The sequence below is a fragment of the Aliagarivorans taiwanensis DSM 22990 genome, from assembly GCF_000429505.1.
Lineage (GTDB): Bacteria > Pseudomonadota > Gammaproteobacteria > Enterobacterales > Celerinatantimonadaceae > Aliagarivorans > Aliagarivorans taiwanensis.
In genome coordinates, this window is sequence record NZ_AUBZ01000031.1 from 1 (window position 1) to 23233 (window position 23233).

Annotated in this window: 20 protein-coding genes; 11 read left to right on the forward strand and 9 right to left on the reverse strand. The window is 53.1% G+C overall.

What is annotated here, in order from left to right; translation table 11 throughout:
- The 5 genes from G462_RS0114800 to G462_RS22930 all read right to left on the reverse strand — a co-directional run.
- A partial coding sequence (locus tag G462_RS0114800) for a transposase (protein WP_026959681.1) occupies nucleotides 1-221 on the reverse strand: 221 nt, incomplete at its 3' end.
- Nucleotides 222-487: 266 nt separating this feature from the next.
- Nucleotides 488-2755, reverse strand: coding sequence for a beta-galactosidase (locus G462_RS0114805; protein WP_026959682.1), 2268 nt, complete (start codon nucleotides 2753-2755; stop codon nucleotides 488-490).
- Nucleotides 2756-3247: 492 nt separating this feature from the next.
- On the reverse strand, nucleotides 3248-4087 hold the full coding sequence (locus G462_RS22925; protein WP_051326773.1) for a class II fructose-bisphosphate aldolase: 840 nt from the start codon (nucleotides 4085-4087) through the stop codon (nucleotides 3248-3250).
- A 27-nt stretch (nucleotides 4088-4114) separates the two neighbouring features.
- Nucleotides 4115-5629, reverse strand: a complete 1515-nt coding sequence (locus tag G462_RS0114815) for an L-fucose/L-arabinose isomerase family protein (protein WP_026959683.1) — start codon at nucleotides 5627-5629, stop codon at nucleotides 4115-4117.
- A gap of 10 nt (nucleotides 5630-5639) precedes the next feature.
- Nucleotides 5640-6545: a carbohydrate kinase family protein gene (locus tag G462_RS22930; RefSeq protein WP_157378631.1), complete on the reverse strand. Its 906-nt coding sequence runs from the start codon at nucleotides 6543-6545 to the stop codon at nucleotides 5640-5642.
- A 186-nt stretch (nucleotides 6546-6731) separates the two neighbouring features.
- Here G462_RS22930 and G462_RS0114825 point away from each other — a divergent pair, with 186 nt between their 5' ends.
- From G462_RS0114825 to G462_RS0114845, 5 genes are all read left to right on the forward strand, one after another.
- Nucleotides 6732-7592 carry an AraC family transcriptional regulator gene (locus G462_RS0114825; RefSeq protein ID WP_035477850.1) on the forward strand — a complete coding sequence of 287 codons (861 nt, stop codon included), beginning with the start codon at nucleotides 6732-6734 and terminating at the stop codon, nucleotides 7590-7592.
- A gap of 218 nt (nucleotides 7593-7810) precedes the next feature.
- A complete protein-coding gene (locus G462_RS0114830; protein ID WP_026959685.1) occupies nucleotides 7811-10708 on the forward strand; it encodes a beta-galactosidase in 2898 nt (965 codons plus the stop codon).
- Between the two features lie 527 nt (nucleotides 10709-11235).
- Nucleotides 11236-12018 carry an FCD domain-containing protein gene (locus tag G462_RS22935; RefSeq protein WP_035477855.1) on the forward strand — a complete coding sequence of 261 codons (783 nt, stop codon included), beginning with the start codon at nucleotides 11236-11238 and terminating at the stop codon, nucleotides 12016-12018.
- A 297-nt stretch (nucleotides 12019-12315) separates the two neighbouring features.
- The gene (locus tag G462_RS0114840) at nucleotides 12316-13434 is read left to right on the forward strand and encodes a fatty acid desaturase (protein WP_211234228.1); all 1119 of its coding nucleotides are present in this window, start codon (nucleotides 12316-12318) and stop codon (nucleotides 13432-13434) included.
- Nucleotides 13435-13589: 155 nt separating this feature from the next.
- Nucleotides 13590-14336: an ETEC_3214 domain-containing protein gene (locus G462_RS0114845; protein ID WP_026959687.1), complete on the forward strand. Its 747-nt coding sequence runs from the start codon at nucleotides 13590-13592 to the stop codon at nucleotides 14334-14336.
- Here G462_RS0114845 and G462_RS0114850 read toward each other — a convergent pair.
- Nucleotides 14333-14704 carry a DUF6232 family protein gene (locus G462_RS0114850; RefSeq protein ID WP_026959688.1) on the reverse strand — a complete coding sequence of 124 codons (372 nt, stop codon included), beginning with the start codon at nucleotides 14702-14704 and terminating at the stop codon, nucleotides 14333-14335. The genes G462_RS0114845 and G462_RS0114850 overlap by 4 nt on opposite strands.
- 937 nt (nucleotides 14705-15641) lie before the next feature.
- Nucleotides 15642-16277: an outer membrane protein OmpW gene (gene ompW / locus G462_RS0114860; RefSeq protein WP_026959690.1), complete on the reverse strand. Its 636-nt coding sequence runs from the start codon at nucleotides 16275-16277 to the stop codon at nucleotides 15642-15644.
- A gap of 288 nt (nucleotides 16278-16565) precedes the next feature.
- Here ompW and G462_RS0114865 point away from each other — a divergent pair, with 288 nt between their 5' ends.
- The 6 genes from G462_RS0114865 (at nucleotide 16566) to G462_RS0114890 (ending at nucleotide 20893) form a co-directional block, all read left to right on the forward strand.
- Nucleotides 16566-17597, forward strand: coding sequence for an AbrB family transcriptional regulator (locus G462_RS0114865; RefSeq protein ID WP_026959691.1), 1032 nt, complete (start codon nucleotides 16566-16568; stop codon nucleotides 17595-17597).
- A gap of 117 nt (nucleotides 17598-17714) precedes the next feature.
- A complete protein-coding gene (locus G462_RS0114870; protein ID WP_026959692.1) occupies nucleotides 17715-18080 on the forward strand; it encodes an ArsC family reductase in 366 nt (121 codons plus the stop codon).
- Nucleotides 18073-19215, forward strand: a complete 1143-nt coding sequence (gene dapE, locus G462_RS0114875; RefSeq protein WP_035477859.1) for a succinyl-diaminopimelate desuccinylase — start codon at nucleotides 18073-18075, stop codon at nucleotides 19213-19215. The genes G462_RS0114870 and dapE overlap by 8 nt, the downstream gene beginning before the upstream one ends.
- Nucleotides 19215-19907, forward strand: a complete 693-nt coding sequence (locus G462_RS0114880) for a M15 family metallopeptidase (RefSeq protein ID WP_026959694.1) — start codon at nucleotides 19215-19217, stop codon at nucleotides 19905-19907. The genes dapE and G462_RS0114880 overlap by 1 nt, the downstream gene beginning before the upstream one ends.
- Complete coding sequence (locus G462_RS0114885; protein ID WP_026959695.1) at nucleotides 19901-20602, forward strand: hypothetical protein; 702 nt, start codon at nucleotides 19901-19903, stop codon at nucleotides 20600-20602. The genes G462_RS0114880 and G462_RS0114885 overlap by 7 nt, the downstream gene beginning before the upstream one ends.
- A gap of 87 nt (nucleotides 20603-20689) precedes the next feature.
- Nucleotides 20690-20893 (forward strand): DUF2897 family protein, encoded by a 204-nt coding sequence (locus tag G462_RS0114890; protein ID WP_026959696.1) that lies wholly within the window; start codon nucleotides 20690-20692, stop codon nucleotides 20891-20893.
- A gap of 35 nt (nucleotides 20894-20928) precedes the next feature.
- Here G462_RS0114890 and G462_RS0114895 read toward each other — a convergent pair whose 3' ends face one another.
- Nucleotides 20929-22059, reverse strand: coding sequence for an extracellular catalytic domain type 2 short-chain-length polyhydroxyalkanoate depolymerase (locus G462_RS0114895; protein WP_051326775.1), 1131 nt, complete (start codon nucleotides 22057-22059; stop codon nucleotides 20929-20931).
- Between the two features lie 536 nt (nucleotides 22060-22595).
- Nucleotides 22596-23216, reverse strand: coding sequence for a protein-methionine-sulfoxide reductase heme-binding subunit MsrQ (locus G462_RS0114900; RefSeq protein ID WP_051326776.1), 621 nt, complete (start codon nucleotides 23214-23216; stop codon nucleotides 22596-22598).
- Nucleotides 23217-23233: the final 17 nt, after the last annotated feature.

Genomic DNA, 23233 nt, shown 5'->3' on the forward strand with positions numbered 1-23233 from the left:
TCTGCGAGTTGGCGTTTGAGTCGCGCCACTTCAGCCGCGAGCTCAGCTTCGCGCTGGGTGGTGTTCGTTTTCTTCTCAGCAGCGCTACGCCAGTTGTAGAGTTGAGATTCGTATATTCCGAGCTCTTTAGCGGCAGCGCTTACCCCTTTGATTTTTGCCAGTTTAAGGGCTTCAGCTTTGTACTCAGCTGTATAGGTTTGGCGTTTGGTTTTTGATGTCATTGTTCACCTCGTTAAACGATTTTACTCGCTTAGCGTGGTGTCCAAAACTACCGGAGCGGATCAGAAACGGCAAGGACTGAGTTTATCATGCCAGTGGTTATGCAGGCTTCCCTAACACGTAATGGGGCAGAAGTAATTTGAAGAGATTACCCCGAAGTCTCTGCGCCTCCTTAACCACGAAGAGCAATTTCGACTAATGACACAAAAAAGCCCGACTTACGCCGGGCTTGTTCTTACGCTCAATTTAATCACAACGTGATTAATCGTTACTTCTTACCACCGAAACGGCGTTGATACATGCTGGAGTGAATTCGCTTAGCGGCATCCACCATTGGCTGGTAAGGGATATCGGCGTTGGTGACAAAGCCAACGTTATAATTTTCGCCGTCGTAGGAGCGGCCAGTGACTGGGGAGTCGATGTATTGGAACCAGTGGGCACCGATAAAGTACGGGTTGTCGATAACCGAGTGCATGTAGGCTTCGTACATCTTGCCACGCTCTTCTTGGCAGCTCGCGGTAACCAGACCTGCATGGTGCAAGCCTTCGCCTTTCACGCCGAAGTGGTACTCACCGATGATACTTGGCATATCGATCTCGGCCAGGAACTTCCAAGGCTGCGGGTGCAGACCTTCTTTGTAGTAGTTGTACGACACCACATCCACATGCTTGGCACAGGCGCGCACCACCTCTGGAGTCATCCCCCAGTCGGCGAAGCGTGAGCCAAGGTACAGGTGGTTTGGCAGTACCGCTTTTAGCGACTCGTTAACCACGCGGAAGTATTCGCTGGCATAGGCTTCCAAACAGATGGCGTAGTCTTCCAGCTGCGCGTCGTTGTGCTCGAGGTCTTTGACCCCTTTGGCGAAGGCGTCCCACGAGGCGATGGTGGTGCCCCATGAGGCATTCAGCGCATCGATGCTGCTGTACTTGTCCTTCATCAGCTCAACGAATACCGCCTTGGTCGGGCACTCTGCAGCGTCGCGACCTAGGGTGTGGATCGAGATACCATACTGACCTTCGATGGTGCCCATGCGGCCCCAGCTCTTCTCGTTGTCGATAAAGATACCGACACACCATGGGGTGTCTTTGATCTCTTCGCGAACTTGAGCCACGGTCGCTTCGGCGCGGGTGCGGAACAGCGGGTCGAAGGGATCTGGCAGTGCGGCCCAGAAATCATCACCACTACTCACGGTTTTAAAGTCGCCGATAATCCAGCCGTTGGCGAAGAACGGTACGGTTTCGTTCTCGTAGAACTCAGGTGCGGTCCAGTTACCCAGCGAGGTGAAGCCCCAGTTCACCATGCGGTCGATGGTCACCTTGCGCCAGGTTTCCATGTAGTCTTTGCCGTATTTACGCTGCAGGTTGGCACCGTAGAAGCTGAAGATCTGGCCTTGCTCAACCGGGCCTTCCCACACCTCACGGGCGTAGCTGTAGTGCTCGGCCAGCGGATCATCGATATCCGGCAGCCACTGGAAGAAGTCGCGACGCCACTGGTTGATAACCTTACCGCTGGCCATGGCCGCTTTGCTTACCACCAGTTTCTCCATGGAGTCTTCCGGGGTTAGGTCATCAGAGGTACGCTGCTTAACCAGGCTGTGGTCGTAGTCCACACCGGTGATGGTGTAGGAGTTGGCCAGACGCAGGATGTCGATACCGGTGGCGAAATAGGGGTAGCCCTCTGGGTCGATCAGTGCCCAGGTGTCGCCCAGTTTTTGGGTGCGGAAGAAACCGGTGGCCTCGTAGCGCTCGCCTGCGGTGTAGCCACCAAAGCGCGAGCGGTCGGCCATAGCACCTTCTTCAAGCACGCTTAGCTCGTCGTCCATGCGCTTGAGCAAGTCTTCCTCGCTTTGTACCTTCTCGGCGAATTCGGTGTTGGCGTCTTGGCCGAAGCGGTCGATGCTGGCTTTCAAGAAGTCGCGATTGTGCTCTGGGCTCATGATCAGGCGGAAGTTATCCAGCACCATGTCGTGGTCGATCAAGGAGCCGTGAATGCTCAGTTCAATCTTGGCGATGGCGGTCAGGTCGATGTTCATCAGACCCCACATCCAAGTGGCATACTCAAAGGGCGTCTCGAACGATGCGGGATCGGAGCGCAAGCCTGATTCACAGCTAGTAGTATTGCGCAGGAACTCGCCTTTAAGCTCTACCAGGTTGGTTTGGGTTACGCCAGCTGCCACATTCACACTGCGGCTATGCATCTGACCCTTGTGGTCGAAGATGTTGATAAAGATCTGGGTGCAACGGCTGCCGGTGTTGGTGGTGTCGAAGGCGAAGCTAAAGTCAGCCAGTTTGCTCCAGTCAAACGGCGTTTCCGGTTCGATATACACCGAGGTGTACATGTTCTCTGCGCTGTTGCAGTGGATCTTCAGGGCTTGCTCGCCACAGGTAATCCCTGCGCCTTGGCTTACCAACTCAGCATCGATATTGTTGAAGGAAAAAGCCGAAGGTAAGGCGTCGCCGGAGAAATCGTAAATCAGAATAGATTGTTCCTGATCCGATACCGCCACTACCTGCTCTGGCGAAAACTTGGCGTTCATGTTGAATCCTCTTCAAAGGTTGTAGTCTTGTCGTGCTCGCCACGCCACCTTGCATTTAAACCGATGCGAGCGTTACTCTAAGTCTGCAGTGACAGCGCCTGCTGTCATTCCATTTCTAGCTGTCGTGTAGTATCCCCGCCCCTGTTTTTCTGGTCAACCAATTTGAAATTTTGGTTCTACCAATGTGACCCGTACCACTATTTCGTTATTTCTCTTGGAAGCTTACTAGAAGGGTACTGCGATGGGGGCTGAAAAGATGCTAACTACACGCTTGAAAACACTGAAAAATGGCCGACCCACTCCACACACTCGGCTTGCAATCGACATAGAGCCTTAAGTGCATGCGCATTTCGGAATAACACGAAAGAAAGTAGGCTAAACCATCGCGTTATCCCAAGAAGCAACTTGGCTCAGGTGAAGGTAGGCCGGCCACTGTTAACTGTTACTGTTAGCAGTTAAGACCGCCCCCGAACATGCCAGGGGCGTTTGCTATTACAGGTGTGGATTTACCGCTTTCAGGCGGTCAACTACCACTTCTTGCACACGTGGGATCACGTCTTTCATGATGAACGGCGGGTAGGCCGCTTTCACGTCTTTGCTGATCTCGTTGTGGGTTTCGCGCATGTAGGTGGTATGCACGATGGTGCCAATGTTGATCTTGGCGATACCCATGGTGATCGATTTCTGGATATCTTCATCGGCAATCCCGGTGCCGCCGTGCAATACCAGCGGGTTTGGCACGGCATCAGCAATCTGCTTCAGGCGCTCGAAGTGGATCTTCGGCGTGGTTGGGGTAAAGCCATGGGCAGTACCGATACCAACGGCGACGATGTCAGGACCGGCTTCTTCGCACAGCGCCACCACATCGGCCACCGAGGCCAGGTAGTCGTCTTCTGATTTCACTACCACGTCACGGCCCATGATTTTGCCGATCTCCGCTTCCACACAGACGCCAGCGCTGCGGGCGTATTTCACCACTTCCTGGGTCATCTTGATGTTGGTTTTGATGTCGTGGTGCGAGCCGTCGATCATCACCGAATCATAACCATCATCGATGGCTTTTTTACACAGATCTACCGAGGTGCTGTGGTCCAGGTGCAGGTAGATCTTGTTTTTCGCGATACGCTCAAAACCGTCAACCATCTTGCGGCACAGCCAGGTGCCGTTTAGCTCGGCAACCGGTGGGTAGGTCATTGCCATAAACGGCAGGTCCAGCTCATTGGCCGCCAACGCAACCGCATGCAGATCGTAGATGTCGTTGATGTTAAAGCCGGCCAGACAACGTTGGTTGGCGCGGTATTGATTCAACAGTGAAGATAATGCCTGAGACATAATGTTTCCCAATTGCTTGTCGGTTAATTAAAAGTCCATCTTTTTAGGGATGCTGCGACCAGAGGTTTTCGCTTCGGTAGGTGCCAGCTCTTCGATGCCCACCCAGAAGTTGAATTCACGTAGCAGCTCCAGCAGCTCACCGCGGGCCATCACCCAGTGGTGGTCCATGCCATAGTTCATCACCGAACCGGCAATCTGCTTAGAGCACAGCGCTTTGGGTGCCACTTCGCCATAACAGCCGCGATAGCGCATTGGCGAGTCCACCAGCTCACCTTCGAAGGCGAAGATGGTTGATGCGTGAGGGTATTGATACTTGGCAATGGTGACCGGACCAAGCTCTTGCAGGAACTCAAACAGCATGCCGTAGGAGTCTTCTGGATCGTAGTTGTCCAGAATGCTGTGGTTGCGGATCTCAAACTGGGTGCCTTCGCGCATCAGCTTGGTGGAGGTACCGCCACAGTGCCACATGCCCACTTTGTTGTTGGCGTGGTCAACGAAGGAGAAGTCCATCAGCGTTGGCAGGCCTTTGCTCATGGTCAGCTCGTTAAAGGCCACCATGGTCAGCAGCGCGCCCATGTCAGATTCATCGGCCACTGGAATACCCAGATCTTGTACCAGTGCGCCTGCGCCATCACCGGCGATGCCGTAGTTATCGAACAGCTCTGGCCAGTTCTTCAGGGCCACGCCCACGTACTCGTTACTGTTGGCGTAATCGGCAATCGCCAGCGCCAAACGTACCGACAAGAACAGCTCGTTATCCGATACGCCGTTACCCGCTACTGAAGGCGAAGACAGCAGCTTGTCGACCACAGCATTTACCTGCGCTTCGGCAAAGTTCTCTTCGCCGTGCTTCCAGATGGTTTGCATATCGATGCGATCCACCGCCAGGCCGAAGTGCTTGGCAATCGACATCTCGTTGAGTTCACAGTCGTAGAAGCCCGGTACGCGCATACCGCCTACCATCAGGATCTTGGCGTGCTTAAGGCGTGCTTTGGCTGATACTGCATCGATAAAGCGGCCCAGTGACTCGCCCAAGCTGTCGGCGCCCGGCTCTTCGAAGATCCACGAGTAGCGCACATCCATCGAAGAGAGAATGTTCAGCAGGAAGTTTTGACCACACAGGCGGTTAGCCGTCAGGCTGCCACCGGTGGTTTCGGTGTGCGACCAGCTCAGTACCGGCACATCGTGCTCGGCCAACCAAGTGGCCAAGGCCAGCGCCATATCGCCTGAGATGTATGAGGCTTGGTACACCACCAATGCTTGCATGCCCTGAGCGCGGTAGGCGTTCAGCAGCTTCAGCATGTCGTCTTTGGTTTGGATGGGCTCTTCTTCAGCCAGCATCGAGTTGTATTCGCTGAATACGCCTTTTACATCGCCCACCGCTTGGGTGTAAGACTGCTTGGCCTTGGCCCAGTCGAAATGCAGCTCAAAACCGATACCGATAAAGCCAACCGGTACATCTTTGCGGGCAGTGCGAGGGCTAACCAGCTCGCTCATCGCTTGCTCAACCACGCCTTGGCGTTGGGTAAAATCTATGCTCATGGAAGGTTCCTTATGAATAATTCTGAATAAACTGCCACACCTGTTCCTCGCTCGGGAAACGGGTACGACCGCCAAAATGGGTGGCAACAATCGCCGCGAAGCCAGAGGCAAACTGCATGCGCTTGGCCAAGTCAAAGCCTTTCAACAGGCCATAGGCGTAAGAGGCGTGGTAGGCATCACCACAGCCGGTGGTATCGACAACCTCAACCGGGAAACAGCGCTGTTGAACCAGCTCGTCGCCGTCAAGCGCCCAGCTGCCGTTAGCGCCATCGGTAATCACTACTTGGCCGTCGGTCAGGGCGCTGAGTTTGCGCAGGCAGGTTTCGGGAAGCTGTTCTTCGGCAAGGAATTGCGCGGCTTCGAGCGGCAAGATCACGTGGCCGCCAAGTTTAAGCATGTGCATCAGTTGGCCGCGATCGCCGGCTTCCATATCCACCACCGATGGCAGGCCCAACGCTTTGGCTTTCTCCAACAGCGCCAGGTTGCCCTCGATGTCGTAGCCATCGACCAACACCAGCTTGGTGCTAGCCAGCCAGCCGTCATCGATATCCATCGGCGACAGTGCGCGGTAGCCATTGGTGGTGTAGAACACGGTGCGATCGCCGTTGTCTGGGTCAACCTGCACCAGCGCGGTTGCTGGCACTGCAGTGTCATCACGCAGCATTAAGTCGGTCACCACGCCGCAGCGCTCCAACTCACCCTTGGCGATGTTGCTTTGGGGGTTGTTCCCCAAGAAACCCAAGAAAGCAGTATTCAAGCCGAGTGACGCCATACCGCACGCCGCGTTGCCCGCTGGCGCTCCTCCCTGAATCAGGATTTCATCTACCTGATGCTTATGCCCCGCTTTGTATGAGGCGGGCATGGTTAGTAGCAAATCCACTACGTTCATGCCTGAAACTAATACGTCAAATTTCAACGCTCTCTCCTAACTCTTAGCTTTAGTATGCTTGGAGGTTAGCGCGGCACTTGAAATGGGGGTAAATGCGGAATTAAACTATTTGTGTACTATTTTTCCTATATACGCGTTTAGGTAGTGCATTTTCGAGAAATTTAGAAGAATATCACCTTTCTTGTTTGTTCCACGATTGCCCAGATTTGCACCATGAGACCAGTACTAGAACACATCCCCAGCAACAGCCAACAGTCCTTCTATTTGGGTCAATATAGCGACACCACCTTTAACGCCCCTTGGCACTACCACCCCCAGTGGGAGCTCACCTATATCATTGAAGGATCGGGCACCGCTTATACCGGCAATGCCATCCGCCACTTCAGTGCTGGCGAACTGTGTTTGATTGGGCCGAACGTGTCGCACTGTTGGAAGAGCTACCAAGGCCGCGGCGATAACGCCAAATCGCTGTTTATTCAGTGGGACGAGCAGCTACTGGGCGAGAACTGGATAGCGGGGCGCGAATTTAAGGCCATCGCCAAGTTGTTGGAAGACAGCCAAAACGGCTTGAGCTTTGATCGGGAGCTCAGCTTGGAGATCGGCCGTAAGCTGTGCCAGTTTCCGGAGCAAAGCCCGTTTGAACGACTAATTAACCTACTGGGCATTCTTCAGCAATTGGCCAGCAGCCCCCGCCAGCGTCTGGCAGAGCAGGTCACACCGCAGCAAATGAGTGGCGCCTCGAAACGGATTGATGCGATCTTGGAGTTTGTGGCCGAGCACTACCAAACCAAAATCAGCGCCGACGATATGGCCAACCTCACCAACATGACCACCGTCTCTTTTTCCAAGTATTTTAAACGTACTTTTAATAAGACATTTACCAATTATTTAAATGAATACCGCATTAGTCGCGCCTGCGCCCTGTTGATTCAAGACGAACATAATGTTGAAGAAGTCGCCTTCCGCTGCGGCTATAACAACATGGCATTTTTCCACCGCCAGTTCCGCCAGCAGATCGGCCAGACCCCGCTCCAATACCGCAAACAGTACCATTTGCTGAGTCAACTTCCTTAGGCTGGTAAGTAAACACCAACGCTGTGTTCCAGCAGTGTTAACCCCGCCAGAAATTAGTGTGATCGGATTCGCAGTAACCACCTTATCTCGATGACTAAGTTGTCAAATTACCTGCTGGATCACACTCCACCCCTTCCACAGGTGTACCATTTCGATCAATGGTTAACCAACGAAAAGATTTTCGTGTACCAATAACACCAGACACCCAAGGAGTCACCGTGAAGCTACGACTAAACACACTCAGCATGGCCATTTGTAGCGCCCTGCTGTTGTCTACCGGCTATACGACCAGCCATGCCGTTGCGCAGGCACAGGACAGCGAAATAAACGCTAGCAACTCGAACGAGATTGCCAAGCTGGTACTCACCTCGGAACAACAACTCGACTACATGAACAGCTCTGATGCTGGCTACGATGTTGAAGGTGACGCGCTCACCCTCGATTTCGACGCCATCTCGGAAGAAGAGGCCAACAGCAAATGGCCAAACGTGAAGATCGCAGCGCCTGAGGGCACTTGGGACTGGAACACCAAAGGTGGCCTACGCTTTACCTTTGAAAACCCTAGCGATCAGCCAATCCGCTTTGAGATCAAACTGGCCGATAACCTCGGCATCATGGGCGCAGCCACCCACCAGCTAGACCTGCCTGTGGAGATGGATGCCAACTCAACGGAAACCATCGACTTCTACTTCCTGGGTTCGCAAATGCAGATCCCCGGCTACCGTGGCGGCGACGAGCTGGACCTGCGTAACCTGGCCGAGCTGCAGTTCTACGCCGTAGGCCCTATTGGTGAGCAAGTTGTCAAGGTTCACGATGTAGAGTTCATTGCCGGTACCGGTGACTTGGTGAAATCAGAAGTACTTGCCGAAGTGATTGTTGCCGATGGCGTGCCAACTATTGCCGAAGCGGTGACCTTCAAGCCCGGTAAGCAGGAAGTGATTGAGCTGCACACCGGCAGCGAGATTGAGGTGATCAAGCGCGATGAGGGCCACGGCCTGAAAGTGCACTACGGCACTGAAGAAGCTTACCCAACCGTTAAGTTTGCACCGAAGAAGCCATTCGATTGGAGCGGCCATGGCGACTTTGCACTGGCCTTCGATCTGGACAACATTGGCGACAGCACTGCCACCCTGTTTATTCGTGTCGATGATGCCATCGATGAGAAGTTCGGCGGCACCGCCAGTGGTGTGGTAAATAGCCGTACTGGTTACTTCCAGCTGCCAAAAGGCGAGTCGGGCACCTACTACTTCACTATGTCTGAGGCGAACAAACTGCTGGATCCCGGCATGCGCGGCCTGCCTCCTCGTAAGTCTTACGCCGCGCAGCAAGTTGGTCTGGCCTGGGGTGAGCAAGAGCTTGATGCAAGCAACATCGTGAGCATCCAGCTATATATGATGGAGCCTGCCGAAGAAGCAACGATTGTTATCGATTCACTGCGCTTGATTCCAAACCTGAGCAACGACACCTCTCGCTTTGCCGGACTGATTGACCAATATGGTCAGTACGCCGAAACCGATTGGCCAGAGAAAGTACACGACGATGAAGAACTGGCGGCACGCGCCAAAGCAGACCTTGAGCTGATTGCCAACGCTAAGCTGGCGGATGACCGCGCCAAGTTCGGTGGCTGGAAAGATGGACCAAAACTGGAAGGTACTGGCTTCTTCCGCACCGAGAAAGTCGATGGCAAGTGGGCCTTTGTTGACCCAGAGGGCTACCTGTACTTCGCCACCGGTCTGGACAACATCCGTATGGATGACACCTTTACCACCACCGGCCGAGCCTTCACCGACTATGCGGGCTTTGACCATGCTTCGTTCCGCCCAAGTGAAATCTCTGATGTGCCATACCTTGAAGAGACCAAAGAGCGCGCGGTAATGTCGGAGCTGCGTCACAGCATGTTTAACTGGCTGCCTGAGTTTGACGATGCACTGGCGCAAAACTTCCAGTATGCACCGACTATGCACGCTGGCCCACTTAACCATGGTGAGGTATTCAGCTTCTACGGTGCCAACCTGCAACGTAAGTTCAACCCAGAGTCTTTCGAGAAAGCCTCCGAGACTTGGCATGACTTGGTTATCGCGCGGATGATGGACTGGGGCTTCAGCTCGTTGGGTAACTGGTCTAATCCGTCGTTCTACAGCAACGACAAGATCCCTTACACCGCTCACGGCTGGATCACTGGCGGCCACAAACGCATCGTCACCGGTAACGACTACTGGGGCCCACTGCATGACCCATTCGACCCAGTGTTCCGCGATTCGGTGAAAGCCACCGCGCAGAGCGTCGCGGCAGAGGTTAACAACTCGCCATGGTGTATCGGTGTTTTCATCGACAACGAGCTAACCTGGGGTAACACCGCTTTTGAAGCCAACCACTACTCACTGGCTACCGGAGCGCTGCGTGCCGACGCGGCAGAAAGCCCTGCCAAGGCGCACTTTGTTGCAACCTTGAAAGCCAAATACAAGAAGATTGGTGCGCTGAACAAGGCCTGGGGCAGCGATGCTGAGTCTTGGGATGCCTTCGCCAAAGGCTTTACCTTCGATGGTAACTACAACGATGCTAGCCGAGCTGACTTCAGCCAGTTCCTGACCGACGTGGCAGAAGAGTTCTTCTCCATCGTGCAGCAGGAAGTGAAAGAAGCCATGCCAAACCACCTCTACATGGGTGCGCGCTTCTCGGTATGGGGTATGACGCCTGAAGCAATCGATGCGGCGGCCAAGTTCACCGATGTCATGAGCTACAACCAATACGCCACCGACCTTTACGCCAAAGGTGACTGGAGCATGTTGGAGCGTCATGACAAGCCAGCCTTTATCGGTGAGTTCGCCTTCGGTGCGACTGACAGCGGTATGTTCCACCCCGGACCTATGGGCGGTGATACCCAAGAGTGGCGCGGCGAAAGCTACGTACACTTCCTAGAAAGCATTGTAGAGAACCCATACTTCGTCGGTGCCCACTGGTTCCAATATCTAGACTCTCCAACCACCGGACGTGCCTGGGACGGCGAGAACTACAACAACGGCTTTGTTACCGTGACCGACACGCCATACGAGACTTTGGTTGAGTATGCGAGAGACACTCACAAAGATTTGTACCAACGTCGCTTTGGCAAGTAAGCCATTAAGTAAAAACTAAATATCGCAAAAGGGCCTTCGGGCCCTTTTTTATTTCGTAACGATGCAATAACTACTTAATCTATCAACACAATATATCGCAGGCAAAAAAAGCCCCAGTAAAAACTGGGGCAAAAACGCTATGCTTGGTCGTGGATGGTGAAGGAGGAGTGAACCTAAGTACCTTCAACCACCCATGCAGGAATGAAAGGGTTTTCTCAATAAGCCACCTACAAATGGCCTATCAAGCGAGACAGCACCCCAATACCTACGACATTGGCTCCCATCTGGACAACCAATATCCACATAATAGACATATTGGTTTACCTTTACCATGACAGATGTCACTAATTGGTAAATCTATTTTCGCGACTTGTATAGCAATTACTCAAAAAGCTGATATTTACATTCGCGAATCCGGCTAAATGCTTGTTTACAAAACAGGCTCTTGTTAGAGTGCAGGAGATGAAAAAAGGTAATTGATTGCAACGATTTACCTAAAAAAAGATTTACCTGTTTGGGGCCCATCGATGGACAAAGTTAAGAATAAACGTCGCTACTACGACATTGGTCTGCAAATTGAGGAAATGCTGTTCTCTGGCATCTTCAACGCGGGCGAAAGGTTGCCATCAGAGCGCGAGCTAAGCGAACGTTTCGAAACCAGCCGAGCCACTATTCGCGAAGCGATAATTATGTTGGAGCTCAAGGGCTTAGTGGTGGTGAAGCAAGGCGCGGGGATCTTCTTCATCGACTCCCCGGAAAAGGTCACTAGCCGAACCATAGTCCCACAAAGCGATATCGGTCCCTTTGAGCTACTACAGGCCCGCCAATTAATAGAAAGCAATATAGCCGCTTTCGCCGCCACCCAAATTAAGTTTAACGAGCTGCGCGAGCTTAAGAGCGTGGTAAACCAGCAAGAACAAGAACTCGGTGGCGATAGCCAAAAGTTTGAAGCGCTGGATCAACAGTTCCATATGCTTATTGCAGAATCCACTCAAAACCGCGTACTAATTAACCAAGCGGTTGATATGTGGAGTTCAGTGCGCACCACTAACCCACTGTGGAAAGAGTTGAACTCTCAATTCCTGCACGAAGATACCCTTAAAAATCAGTGGTTGAACGATCACAAGGCAATCTTGGCGGCACTGCAAAAACGCTCTGCCGACGAAGCGCGCCATGCGGTATGGCAGCACCTTGAGAACAGTAAGCGCCAACTGATGAAGATCGCCAATATCGAAGCGGGCGACACCGGTGACGACGACTACTTCTTCGCCATGTCCTTCGATCCGGACTTCAATACACCAGAAGCATAAGCGCTTAATGTTTCGAAAAGGCAGGTTAACCACCTGCCTTTTTTTGTGCCTGCAAGTTGTGGTTTCCCTACCTTTCTGCTTCGCCCCATCTTCTCATTCCCTTCCTTTACCCCTCCCCACTCGGCAATTCGTGCCTATACTTTTGTTCCACTACATAACTCCTCCGATATGAAATACGAGATGTGATGAGTTAGGCGTGCCGATGCAAGTTCAAACGTTAAACGAATCTTGACTTACACGTGTACGCTGACTACATTAAGCGCACACTTGTACGCTGAATTATTTGCCATGGCTGAGATGCAAAAACCCCCGTTGATTTGGACCCACCTGATTCTGTTCGTTGCCACCTTTCTCGTTGCGGCGATAGCCGTTCCTTGGTACGGGCTTAGCCATGGCTACAGCGCCGCCCATTGGTGGTGGCTACTTGCTGCCTTCAGCTTTGCTAACTTATCGATCACCGCGGGGTATCACCGCCTATGGTCACACAAGGCCTATCAAGCCCACCCGGTGCTGCGGGTAATCTTTGCCATCGGTGGTGCCCTCGCTCTGCAAAATAGCGTGCTGCACTGGTCTTCTGATCACCGAATCCACCATCGCCATGTCGATAACAACGATAAAGACCCCTACTCGGCCAAGCGCGGACTTTGGTACAGCCATATCGGTTGGATGCTGCGTAACTACCATGGCCAGCAGAGCAACGACTACAGCAACTGCCGCGACCTGCAAAAAGATGCGGTTGTGATGTGGCAGCATCGCCACTATCTATTGCTGGCTATTGCCACCAACCTGGCGCTGCCGATTGGTCTGGGGCTTATCTACGGTGATGTCTTGGGCATGGTACTGGTGGTTGGCGTGCTGCGTTTGGTGCTCACCCATCACACCACCTTCTTTATCAATTCGCTGGCCCACTTCTGGGGATCTCAGCCCTTTACCAGCAACAACACGGCACGTGACAATCCCGTACTAGCAGTGTTCACCTTTGGCGAGGGCTACCACAATTTTCACCACCTGTTCGAAAACGATTATCGTAACGGCATCTACTGGTGGCAGTACGATCCCACTAAATGGTTGATTAAAAGTGGGGCGATGATCGGGCTATGCAGCAAGCTACGCACGGTATCGCGCGACAAGATTGAGAAGGCGCGTTACCGCCAGCAAATGGAGGGGCTAAAGCAAAAGCTCAGCAAGCGCGCCGACTACGGCCAGCTCGCCACTAAGCTGCAAGGGCACTACGAGCAGCTACTCAGCAATATGTCGGAGTACTACGACATGAAAAAGCGCATGATGGAGCTGAAGAAACAGGACATCGGCCAACGCTATGAGCGGGCTATCCTAAAAGCCCGCTACCGTATGGCAAAAGCGCGGCTGGCCCAGCAAAAACGCATGTGGCGCAGCTTTGCCCATCAGTACGCCTAAACACACCATTCGCACAGCAGCGCCTCTCAGATCTGGCGCTGCTTCTTTCGATTCCTCCTCACCTCGTTCATCCATCTGATATATATCCATTTTTTTCATAGAATTAAGGTATATATTGATATCTTAACTAGTATCTTCATGGATGATTGATAGTAATGGAACTGAAGAAAAGCCTTGTTGGTAGATTCACACAGCGTACTCTGGCTTGGCTAACACCTCTATTTCTTGGGTGCATTGCCATTGGGCAGTTTAACGACACCATCGACGTCGTCACCAAAGCCTTTGAGGCTATTCGCAGCAACTTTACCTACGACCCCGATTACGAGCGTATCGAGCGTTTACACGTAAACGCTACCCTTGCCCATGTAGAAGACACCTTCGGCGCAGCGCAGATTTCCAAGCCGATTGATAGCGACTTATCTGCCGATTATTACTTTTGGCCTAGCCATGTGGTTGCCATTGCCCATGATGACCAACGCGTACGTGGATACTACGTGCAAGCCCTCAGCGATGACTTTCGACCTGAGTTTGTGTTGCCCTCAAAGGAGCGGATATCACTGGGCGATCAACGAATCGCCGGGCTCACCGAAGAGTTCAAAGACTATGTGCTCGATTGCTCACGCAACCAAACCTACTACCTGGAACAGCAAGAACTCTACTCGTCGGGGCTGTTTTTCGACTTCTATCAAGGGGTAGTCACCAACAACCTGGACTCCGAGCTGCAAGGGTTGATCTGCCAAGTCTACGACGATGAACTACTGGACAGCGACCCTCTCAATGACCTACGAGCGTTACGGCATGCCCTTAGCCCTAACTTATTGGGGTTTGGCAATCTAAGCCAAAGTCAGCTTAGCCGCATGCTGTTAACCCGCAGCGAGCTTTATCTGTTTTCTGGAAGCTAGTTATACACCCGACTCAAAATCGACTCATTCAGCGCCGCAACGATGCTCTCGATATGCTCGCGGTTACTGCTGGTGAGGGCATTGTCATCGCCAGACTCGGTACTGAGCACCACCGAGAAGCGGTCCTTGGCATTAATTGCTAAGTAGATCCCCGCCGCGGCGACTGCCAAACCGATGATTAGCTGTTTGGCGGCCAACATAATCATCAGGCCCGCAAAACCTATCACCACACCAGGAAGCTTATTGCCTTTTGTCACCGTGGTTTTGACCGACTTAATCGCCGCCATATCGTAGCTTTGGTCATCCACCACAAACTTATTGTTCGAGACGCAGACCTTACCCTTATCAAGAATGACCTTCTCTTCCATCGCTGTTTCCTCTGGCTTATCACTATGACGACTCCGTCATACACCAAGGGCGGCAAGCCCCCACTAACGGATTGGCATCACTGCTTAAAGGCATGCTCAAGACCACGCACAACGCCCAAGCAAGATGCCGGATATCATCAATGTAGGCAGCCCAAAGCGGCGACTTCAATATGAAATCAATGAGTTAGTGATAGTGATGGAAAAATAGTCAGGCTGGTGAAGAAAGGATGAAACTGTGAGCATCAGAACCCTTGCTAACTATGCTGTGCAGCAACTAACTGCGGCAAGACGTTGTCGAAGTCATAGCAATATATTGATATGATTGTTTATATCGTTAGGCAAGTACCTACCTGAATGGACTCTCATAAGGTATGACAAGGAAGCTGTATGATTATATCATCCAAGACAACAAGTTATCGTTTAGAGATGACGAGTACAATCTAAACAGAATTCGCAATGCCCGGTTCGTGAAAAACTCCTTAGCAAGTTCAATTGTTCGAATCGTTGCCATTGGCCTAATCGTATCCAGCATTGTCTGGATGATCTGCCCCGAAGGCTTTGGCAGATTTTTCGGACCGCTATCATTTTGCCTTGGTGTGATAGGAGCACTACTAACCAGCTACCGCTATGAGCTACAAATTGAGTTTCGACATTCCGATGAGACGGGATTTCAATGGATCAGTGTCGCTAAATCTAACATAAACTCGGTGTTGGCTATCTTTGACCAGCAAGCTCAAGCTATTACCACAGCCCTTACCTAATTGACAAACGTCACTGATTGATAAACTTGGACGTAGCTCGGTGGATGCGGCGACATCGATAAACCTATCTGCCTAGTTGGCGCCACGATAGCGCCCAAGTGTGAGTAAGGGCCACGATTTCGTCACGCACGGTCAAGATCGTGGCCGCTTTTTATCAAAGGCTTTCGTTACTGCAGCTAAAACTTATACCCCGCCGACAACATCACCACCCAAGGGTCTACCTCAGTACTAATACTCGCCGGAGTACCGCCGACCTTCACATTCACATCGGTATTGATATCCGCCCACCATAGCGAGCCACCGACAAACCATCGGTCGTTGATTTGATAGTCCAGCCCCACGTTCACGGCAACACCCCAAGAGTCATCCAGAGAGATATCCGATAGTCCTAAGCCTTGCGCAGTGCTGCTTAAGCTCTCATCAAAAAAGGTGGTGTAGTTGAGGCCGATCCCCGCATACGGGCGCCACTGGCTTTGGGCATTGCCAAAGTAGTACTCCAGCATCAAGGTGGGTGGCAGGTGTTTGATCTCTGTGATATCGCCCACGCCATTTAGCGACACGGTGTGCTTAAACGGCGTGGCGGCGAGCAGCTCGACCGCGATATTGTCGGTGAGCATATAGCCGAAGGTCAGGCCCAGTTGGTAGTTGTCATCGATCTTAAACTCGCCTGCGCCGAGTACGTCGTCGCGGCCCTCATTGGGCAGCATGCCTGCCGCGCCGAAGCGAAACAGAAATGTGCCTTGTTCATGGGAGAAAGCGGGGGCTGCCAATAGGGTGCTGAGGGTTGCCACTGCAATTAACGTTCTTTTCATCCTTGCCATCCTTTGATTGTTATATTTACCTCTCAATAGCGTGACCGCAATGTGACATTTGTTAACGCAATATTTTGATCTGAATCATGCGCGACCAGCAGTTTAGACCTTTGTCTAAGGCCGCTCTCGCTCCAGCAGTAAGTAAGCGCCAGCGATCGCCACGATACGCCCTCAGGCGTCTCGGCAAGTCACGCCACGGCATTGGCTCGCCTGCACAGTTGTTCATCTTGGTTTATTACTTTAGTGGTAACCTATTGGCTACCGGCAGTAGTTGTAGAGTGGTAGCTGATGATGATCGTGGTCACCTTGATGGTGGGTTTATTAGGCGCTTGGATTGGCAGGTGGCTCGCCCTGCCGATGGGGGAGCTGTTTGGGGCCTCTAGCGCGGTAGTGGTGTTCCTGAAACTGACCCGGCAGCAAGTGCGACTGCCACGGCCTTTAATCACCGTAGTGCAGATCATCCTCGGCATCAGCATTGGTCTGTCGATTGGCGTGCAAGAGCTTCTTAGCTCCTTCTCACTATTGTTATTCTGCGGCTTGATGCTGTGTATGCTGAGCCAAACCACCGCCAACTATCTGTGGTTGGTGCGGCGCGAAAAATGGCCCTCGTTCGAGGCGATGCTAGGCGCAGTGCCCGGCGCGCTGGGCGTAGTGCTGATGATTAGCGAATCCCAACAGAACCCTTCCCCCCGAGTTGCCTTCGCCCATTCAGTGCGGCTACTGCTGTTAATGCTGATGGCTGGCTTTATTGCCAGCGGTGGCGAGGCCGCCGACAACCTAAGCCATCAGCTACTGCAGCAAGATATCCCCCACCTCTTAGTGCTCGGCGCATTGGCCATACTCGCAGGCAAGCTGGCGGTGCGTTTAGGCATCCCTGCCCCGTATATGCTGACCGCGCTGTTGGTTGCGGCTTTATACAACAGCTATGTGATGGGCGGCAATGTACTGGTGCCAGTTCCTCTGCTTAGCATGGCGACCTCGATTCTGGGCGTGCTGATGGGCTCTCGGCTGGTGCAAGCCAGCTGGCGCGAAGCAGGCCGCTACGCCCGCGCCGGACTGTTGATTACCTTACAAGGCGTGCTAATCACCCTCGGCTTTGCCCTGCTGTTTACCTTAGTGACCGACAAGCCTTGGCAGGCGCTGTTGCTGGCTTGGGCACCCGGCAGTGTCGAGGCGATGACAGCAGTGGGGCTACTGCTGGGGCTGGAGCCAGCCTTTGTAGCCATCAGCCATGTAATGCGCTTAACCCTGCTCAACCTGGCACCCGCGCTGTTTAAGCGACCGTTGCAACATAGCTTGCACAAGAGTGAGGCTGGTTAAAGTCTCAGCGTCTATTGAACTTGTTAGCCAGATCAGGCCAGTTGTTAACGTGAAGTTGCTACAGCGCGGCCCAGGTCTTTGCTATCATGCCTGCAACTCTTTCAACTTGGATGAAACATGCAACACCCGACTGTTTTTGGTATCAGCAACTGCGACACCATCCGTAAGGCGCGCCGTTGGCTGAGTGACAACGGCATTGATTACAGCTTCCATGACTACCGCAAAGACGGTCTGGAACAAGCCCAACTGACCCAGTGGTGCGAAGCCTTGGGCTGGGAAGCGCTACTGAACAAGCGCGGCACCACCTTCCGCCAACTGAGCGACGAGCAAAAGGCCGGTCTGGACCAAGCCAAGGCGATTGCCCTGATGCTGGAGCACCCGGCAATGATTAAACGCCCGCTGCTGGTAGCAGGCGAGCAGCAGCTACTCGGCTTTAAGGCCGACCAGTACCAGCAGTTTTTCGCCGAGGTTGCCAATGACTAAGCAAGCAGATAGCGCAGTACTGACGCTGGCCAAAGAGCTGATCTCACGCCCTTCGGTCACTCCGGAAGATTGTGGCCTACAGGATATGATGGGCGAGCGCCTGTCTCAGCATGGCTTTCATATTGAGCCGATGATCTTTGAAGACACCACCAATATGTGGGCCCGCCGCGGTAAAGAGAAGCCACTGTTCTGCTTTGCCGGCCACACCGATGTGGTACCGCCCGGCCCGGCTGAGCACTGGCACACACCACCGTTTGAGCCAACGGTTATCGATGGCTACCTACACGGCCGTGGCGCTGCCGACATGAAAGGTTCGCTGGCCGCCATGCAAGTTGCCACCGAGCGCTTTGTTAGCGACTACCCCAACCACAAAGGCTCGATTGCCTTTTTGATTACCTCCGATGAAGAAGGCCCGTTTATTAACGGCACCACCCGCGTGGTCGACACCCTGATGGCGCGCAACGAGCTTATTGATGTGTGTTTAGTGGGCGAGCCCTCTTCCACCCACAAAGTTGGCGATGTGGTGAAAAACGGCCGTCGCGGCTCGCTAACCGGCGACTTGGTGGTAAAAGGCGTGCAGGGCCACGTGGCCTATCCGCACTTGGCCAGCAACCCGGTGCACCTCGCCTCTCCGGCACTGGCCGAGCTGGCTGCCACTCATTGGGATGATGGCAATGCCTTCTTCCCGCCTACCAGCTTCCAGATTGCCAATATCCACGCTGGCACTGGCGCATCCAACGTGATCCCCGGTGAGCTGAAGGTGCAGTTTAACTTCCGCTACTCCACCGAATCGACTGAAGATCAGCTGATCAAGCGAGTGCTGAACGTATTGGATGCCCATGGCTTGGACTATGACATCGACTGGACCTACAACGGCCGCCCCTTCCTCACCGAAGAGGGCCCATTCCTGTCTGCAGTCGGTGATGCGGTCTATAGCGTCACCAAGCAGCAGCCAGAGTTTTTAACCACTGGCGGCACCTCCGACGGTCGCTTTATTGCCAAGATGGGCACCGAAGTGGTTGAGCTGGGGCCAGTAAACGCCACCATTCACAAGGTGAATGAGTGCGTCAAAGTGGCCGACTTGGAGCAGCTTGAAGAGATGTATTACCAATTATTGGTGAAGGTACTCGGCTAATGCACACACTTGACCCACTCAGCTTAACCGGATTACACCGCGAACACCTGCTGGAAGACGCCGAACTGGGCTGGGTCAACCGTGCAGTTATCGATGACCTACGCAGGCTGCGCCAAGCCGCCCGTCGCGATGGCTTAGCACTTGAGGTATTCAGTGGCTTTCGCGACTTTAATGCTCAGGCGCGGATCTGGAACGCCAAATGGCTGGGCCAGCGCACCCTGCTCGATGACCAAAGCCAAGCTTTGGATTACAGCAGCCTTAGCGAGAGCGAGCGCTTACACGCCATTTTACGCTGGTCGGCCCTGCCCGGGGCCAGTCGCCACCATTGGGGCACCGATTTCGACCTCTACTCGCCGGCACTACTGGCTGAAGGTGAGCGCTTGGAATTAATTCAACCTGAGTATCAAGCTGGCGGCTGCCAATCACCATTGGCCCGCTGGCTGGAGCAACATGCCGCAGAGTACGGCTTCTTTTATCCCTATCAGCGCGATTTGGGTGGCGTAGCATTTGAGCCTTGGCACCTTAGCCATTATAGTTGCGCCCAATCTTACTTAGCGGCGCTCACCCCCGAGCTGTTAGCCGAGGTACTTACCAGCCATCCGATTGAGGGCAGCGAGCTGGTTGCCGCTGAGCTAAGCACGATTTTCACGCGTTATATCACCAATATCTGTTTACCGGAGCCATCATGCTAAATCTTTACCCCAGCCTGTTTGTTGCCCTCAGCGGCAGTGCCGCCGTGGCGTTTTTACTGCAGATGGTGGTACTGAGACATGGTGAGCTGTGCGCCGGCCAACGCGCCCGGGTACAGGGTCAGTTCACCACCATTACCAGCTGCGCCACCTTGGGCGCGCTGTGTGCCTTTGAGGCGGGCCAAGCCTTTTGGCAAACCGGTCTGTTGATTGTGGCCGCGGTAATGGGCTGGGGCATGAGCTGGAAACTCTCTAAGCTGCGCATCAAGCAAAGCCTCGACCAAAACTGGTGGTGGCTGCTGGGCGCGCCGCTGTGCCTAAATGCCTTGGCGGTGGTAGTTGCCAATCCGTTTTTACTGTTCGCCTTTGCCCTTAGCGGTGCCAGCCTCGGTCATTGGCTGCTCGTTAAGGCCAAGCATCGCTTGAGCGCCTTCGACAAGATCCTGCCCTTTGCCGGGATTCTGTTTGGTATGCTCAGCATGTCCAGCGCAGCACTGGCGCTATGGTTGGGTGCCGATCGCGCGGCGATGGCCGAGTACCAGCAAGGCTTTATGATCTTCGCGGTGTTGCTGCTCTCCAGCGTGCTGCTATGGCTGCTGCCGATGTTTCGCGATATCAAACCCGCCGCCAGTGCCTTGGTGGTGGTCATGCTGGGCACCCTTGCCAGCACCGTACAGCTGCAAAACCTGTTAAGCTAGCCGGTACAGGGGCAACACCCGCCCATACCAATCTGGATAAGTTAATGTTCAGTTACTTATGTAGATTGGCATCATTCAGGAGGCAACATGGAAGAGCCGTTCAGCCTTTGGCAAGCACTGCTAATTATTGTGGTAGTGATTGGGGTTATCCTCAGCAATATCATGGCACTTCGCCGCATGGGTGGATTTCGCATCACCCCGGAGCTGAAAAAAAAGATCCAGTCAAACAATAAAAAGGCCGACGATTGGGAAAAGGATGATTGGGACAAAGATGAAAAAGAGAGGGACTAGGCCCTCTCTTATTATTTGGATATACCCGAACTTCCTTACTGACTCGCCAACTCAACCGACTCCTGTAGCCGCTTCACCATCTGATTGACCGCCTGTAACTGCACTGCGTCTTTGCGGTAAAAACTCTTATGGTTGCCGGTATAGCCCCACCAGTCCCAGCAGCCATTCGGGTTTGAGCCAGCCCGCGCCTTCACCTGTGGATAGAGCATGATCAGTTGGTTGGTATCGGCCATACGGCGATAACCGGTGTGCTCGATATACTTCATGCCGAAGGTGCCATTCTGCGTATCGCTGTACTCGACGCCCTGCTTACAGCCATGGAACACCACGTGAATGCTGCAGTTCTCGGCGCTTTGCTGACAACTCGGCGGCACATACACATAGCCGGTTTCGCTAAAGCTGCTCTTATCTCGGGCTAAGTCCGAGTCTTTGACAAACTCGAACTGGTTAAAGGCGATCAACTCGCCTTGGGGCGACTCAGAGGGGGGATTGGTTTGCTGATAGATATGATCCAGCAGCGCTTGTGCTTGATAGTAGTCGTCCTGCTCGCAGTAGTTGATATAGGGCGATTGGGTAATCTCGCACTGGTTGTTGACCTCACTATCCGGCAAATCGGTAATAAAAGCGTGCCCGGCAGGTAGGTCTTGGACAAACTGCATGCTTTGCTCATCCACCCCAAAGGCCAGATAGAGCTCTTTGGTGCCCACCACCACTGGTGGCTTCACGGTTTTATCGTCGATGCCAGTAAACACGTAGACCCTATCCTTGCTCAGGTTGCTGGTAGGATCGATCTCCCCTTTCTTCTCAGCACGCTTTGATAGGTCGAGAAACGCACGGGTGGGCGGCACCTTGCCACCATTGCTTAGATACATGCAGTTTTGCAGGGCCTTGGTCAGGGTCGGCAGCAAGCTGCTATCGCCGTTCACACAATTCCACGGACCACCCGCAACAACACCTGCACCGATGGTTTCGGCGCTGAATGCCACGTGGTACTGCACCGCCATAAAAGCGCCCGAGGATAAGCCTGACACTGAAGTGCCCTGGGTATCGGCCCCCATCTGCGGCAACATAGCGGGGCTGGCATTGGCTTGCCACGTGCCTATCGCGGCACTCAGCAACAAGCAGGAAATTGCATTTCGGGTAAAGCCTAAGTTCGAGCGTTCCATTTGGGCAGTCCTTTTTAATGAAGTCACCCACTAAAGCCAGCTTATATTGACCTTGTTACCACTTAATCAAAGCGTGGTAGATACCGCAGCAAACGGCGGGCTTATAAAGCGATGGATAGCACCGGACTAAAAGAAAAATACCAGTCTTCAGCCGATAGGCTGAAGACTGGCAAAGGACGAATGGGGACAGGTTCACGGCAAGACTAACTAACCAACCTCGCAAACTTCTAATCGTTAGCCACTACGACCTGTCCACTGCGAGGCTGTTGCAATCGTTGGCACGTCTTTAGGCTGCAATTATTAACTTATTTGATAGTTACGTTTTGCTGCACAGCCTGCATTTTTGTGAACTCTTTCGCGAACTTGTAGTTAGATAAAGCGAATCAGACTCAATTAATCGAGCGACATGCCCAGCGAGAGAGCGATGAAGAGAAAAGGCTAAACGGAAGAGTAACTAGCAGAAGTGCTACCAGGTGTGAGCTGGCGATAGGGCCTAAAGCCCTACCGCACGACTATTTAAGATCGAAAGTTAGTATTTAAGAGCGAAAACTGAGCAGCCAACGCTGCACCTGTAGCCGCTTCCACAGCAGCAGTGCCACCACCAGCACGAGATACAGAGCAGGTTCCTGCCAGCCGGATTTCAGTGACCACCAGTAGTGCCAGATCACCAGCAACGCGGTAGGGAACAACAAGCCATGCAACTGCAGCCAACGTTTGCCCAACTTAGATTGAATCGACCGGAACGACGTGAGGCTCAGCGCCAGCAATACCACAAAGCAGAGCATTCCCAGCCAGATATAGGGGCGTTTGGCGAGTTCGGTGATAAACAGTTGTAGCGATAAGCCCAACTCAAGCAGCCAATAAGCCAACACATGGGCCAGTGCATAGAACGCCACATACAGACCAATCATCCGTCGAAACTTCAGCAGTGCTGGCAAGCGATAGCGGCGCGACAATTGCGCCAGCAATAGTGTCAGTATCAACACATGTAGCGCAGTCTCTGCCAAAAAGTGGATGATCGCCTGTACCGGGTCGCCGCCCCAGCTTTGGCTGGTAACGGCCAGTACCATGTACAACAGGGGCAACAACAACAGGGTGTGTAGGCCAACTTTGTAGGCCAAGGTATGCTTGGCCAGATGCTGATTAAACTGCTTCATACCTCGATTAACCTGCG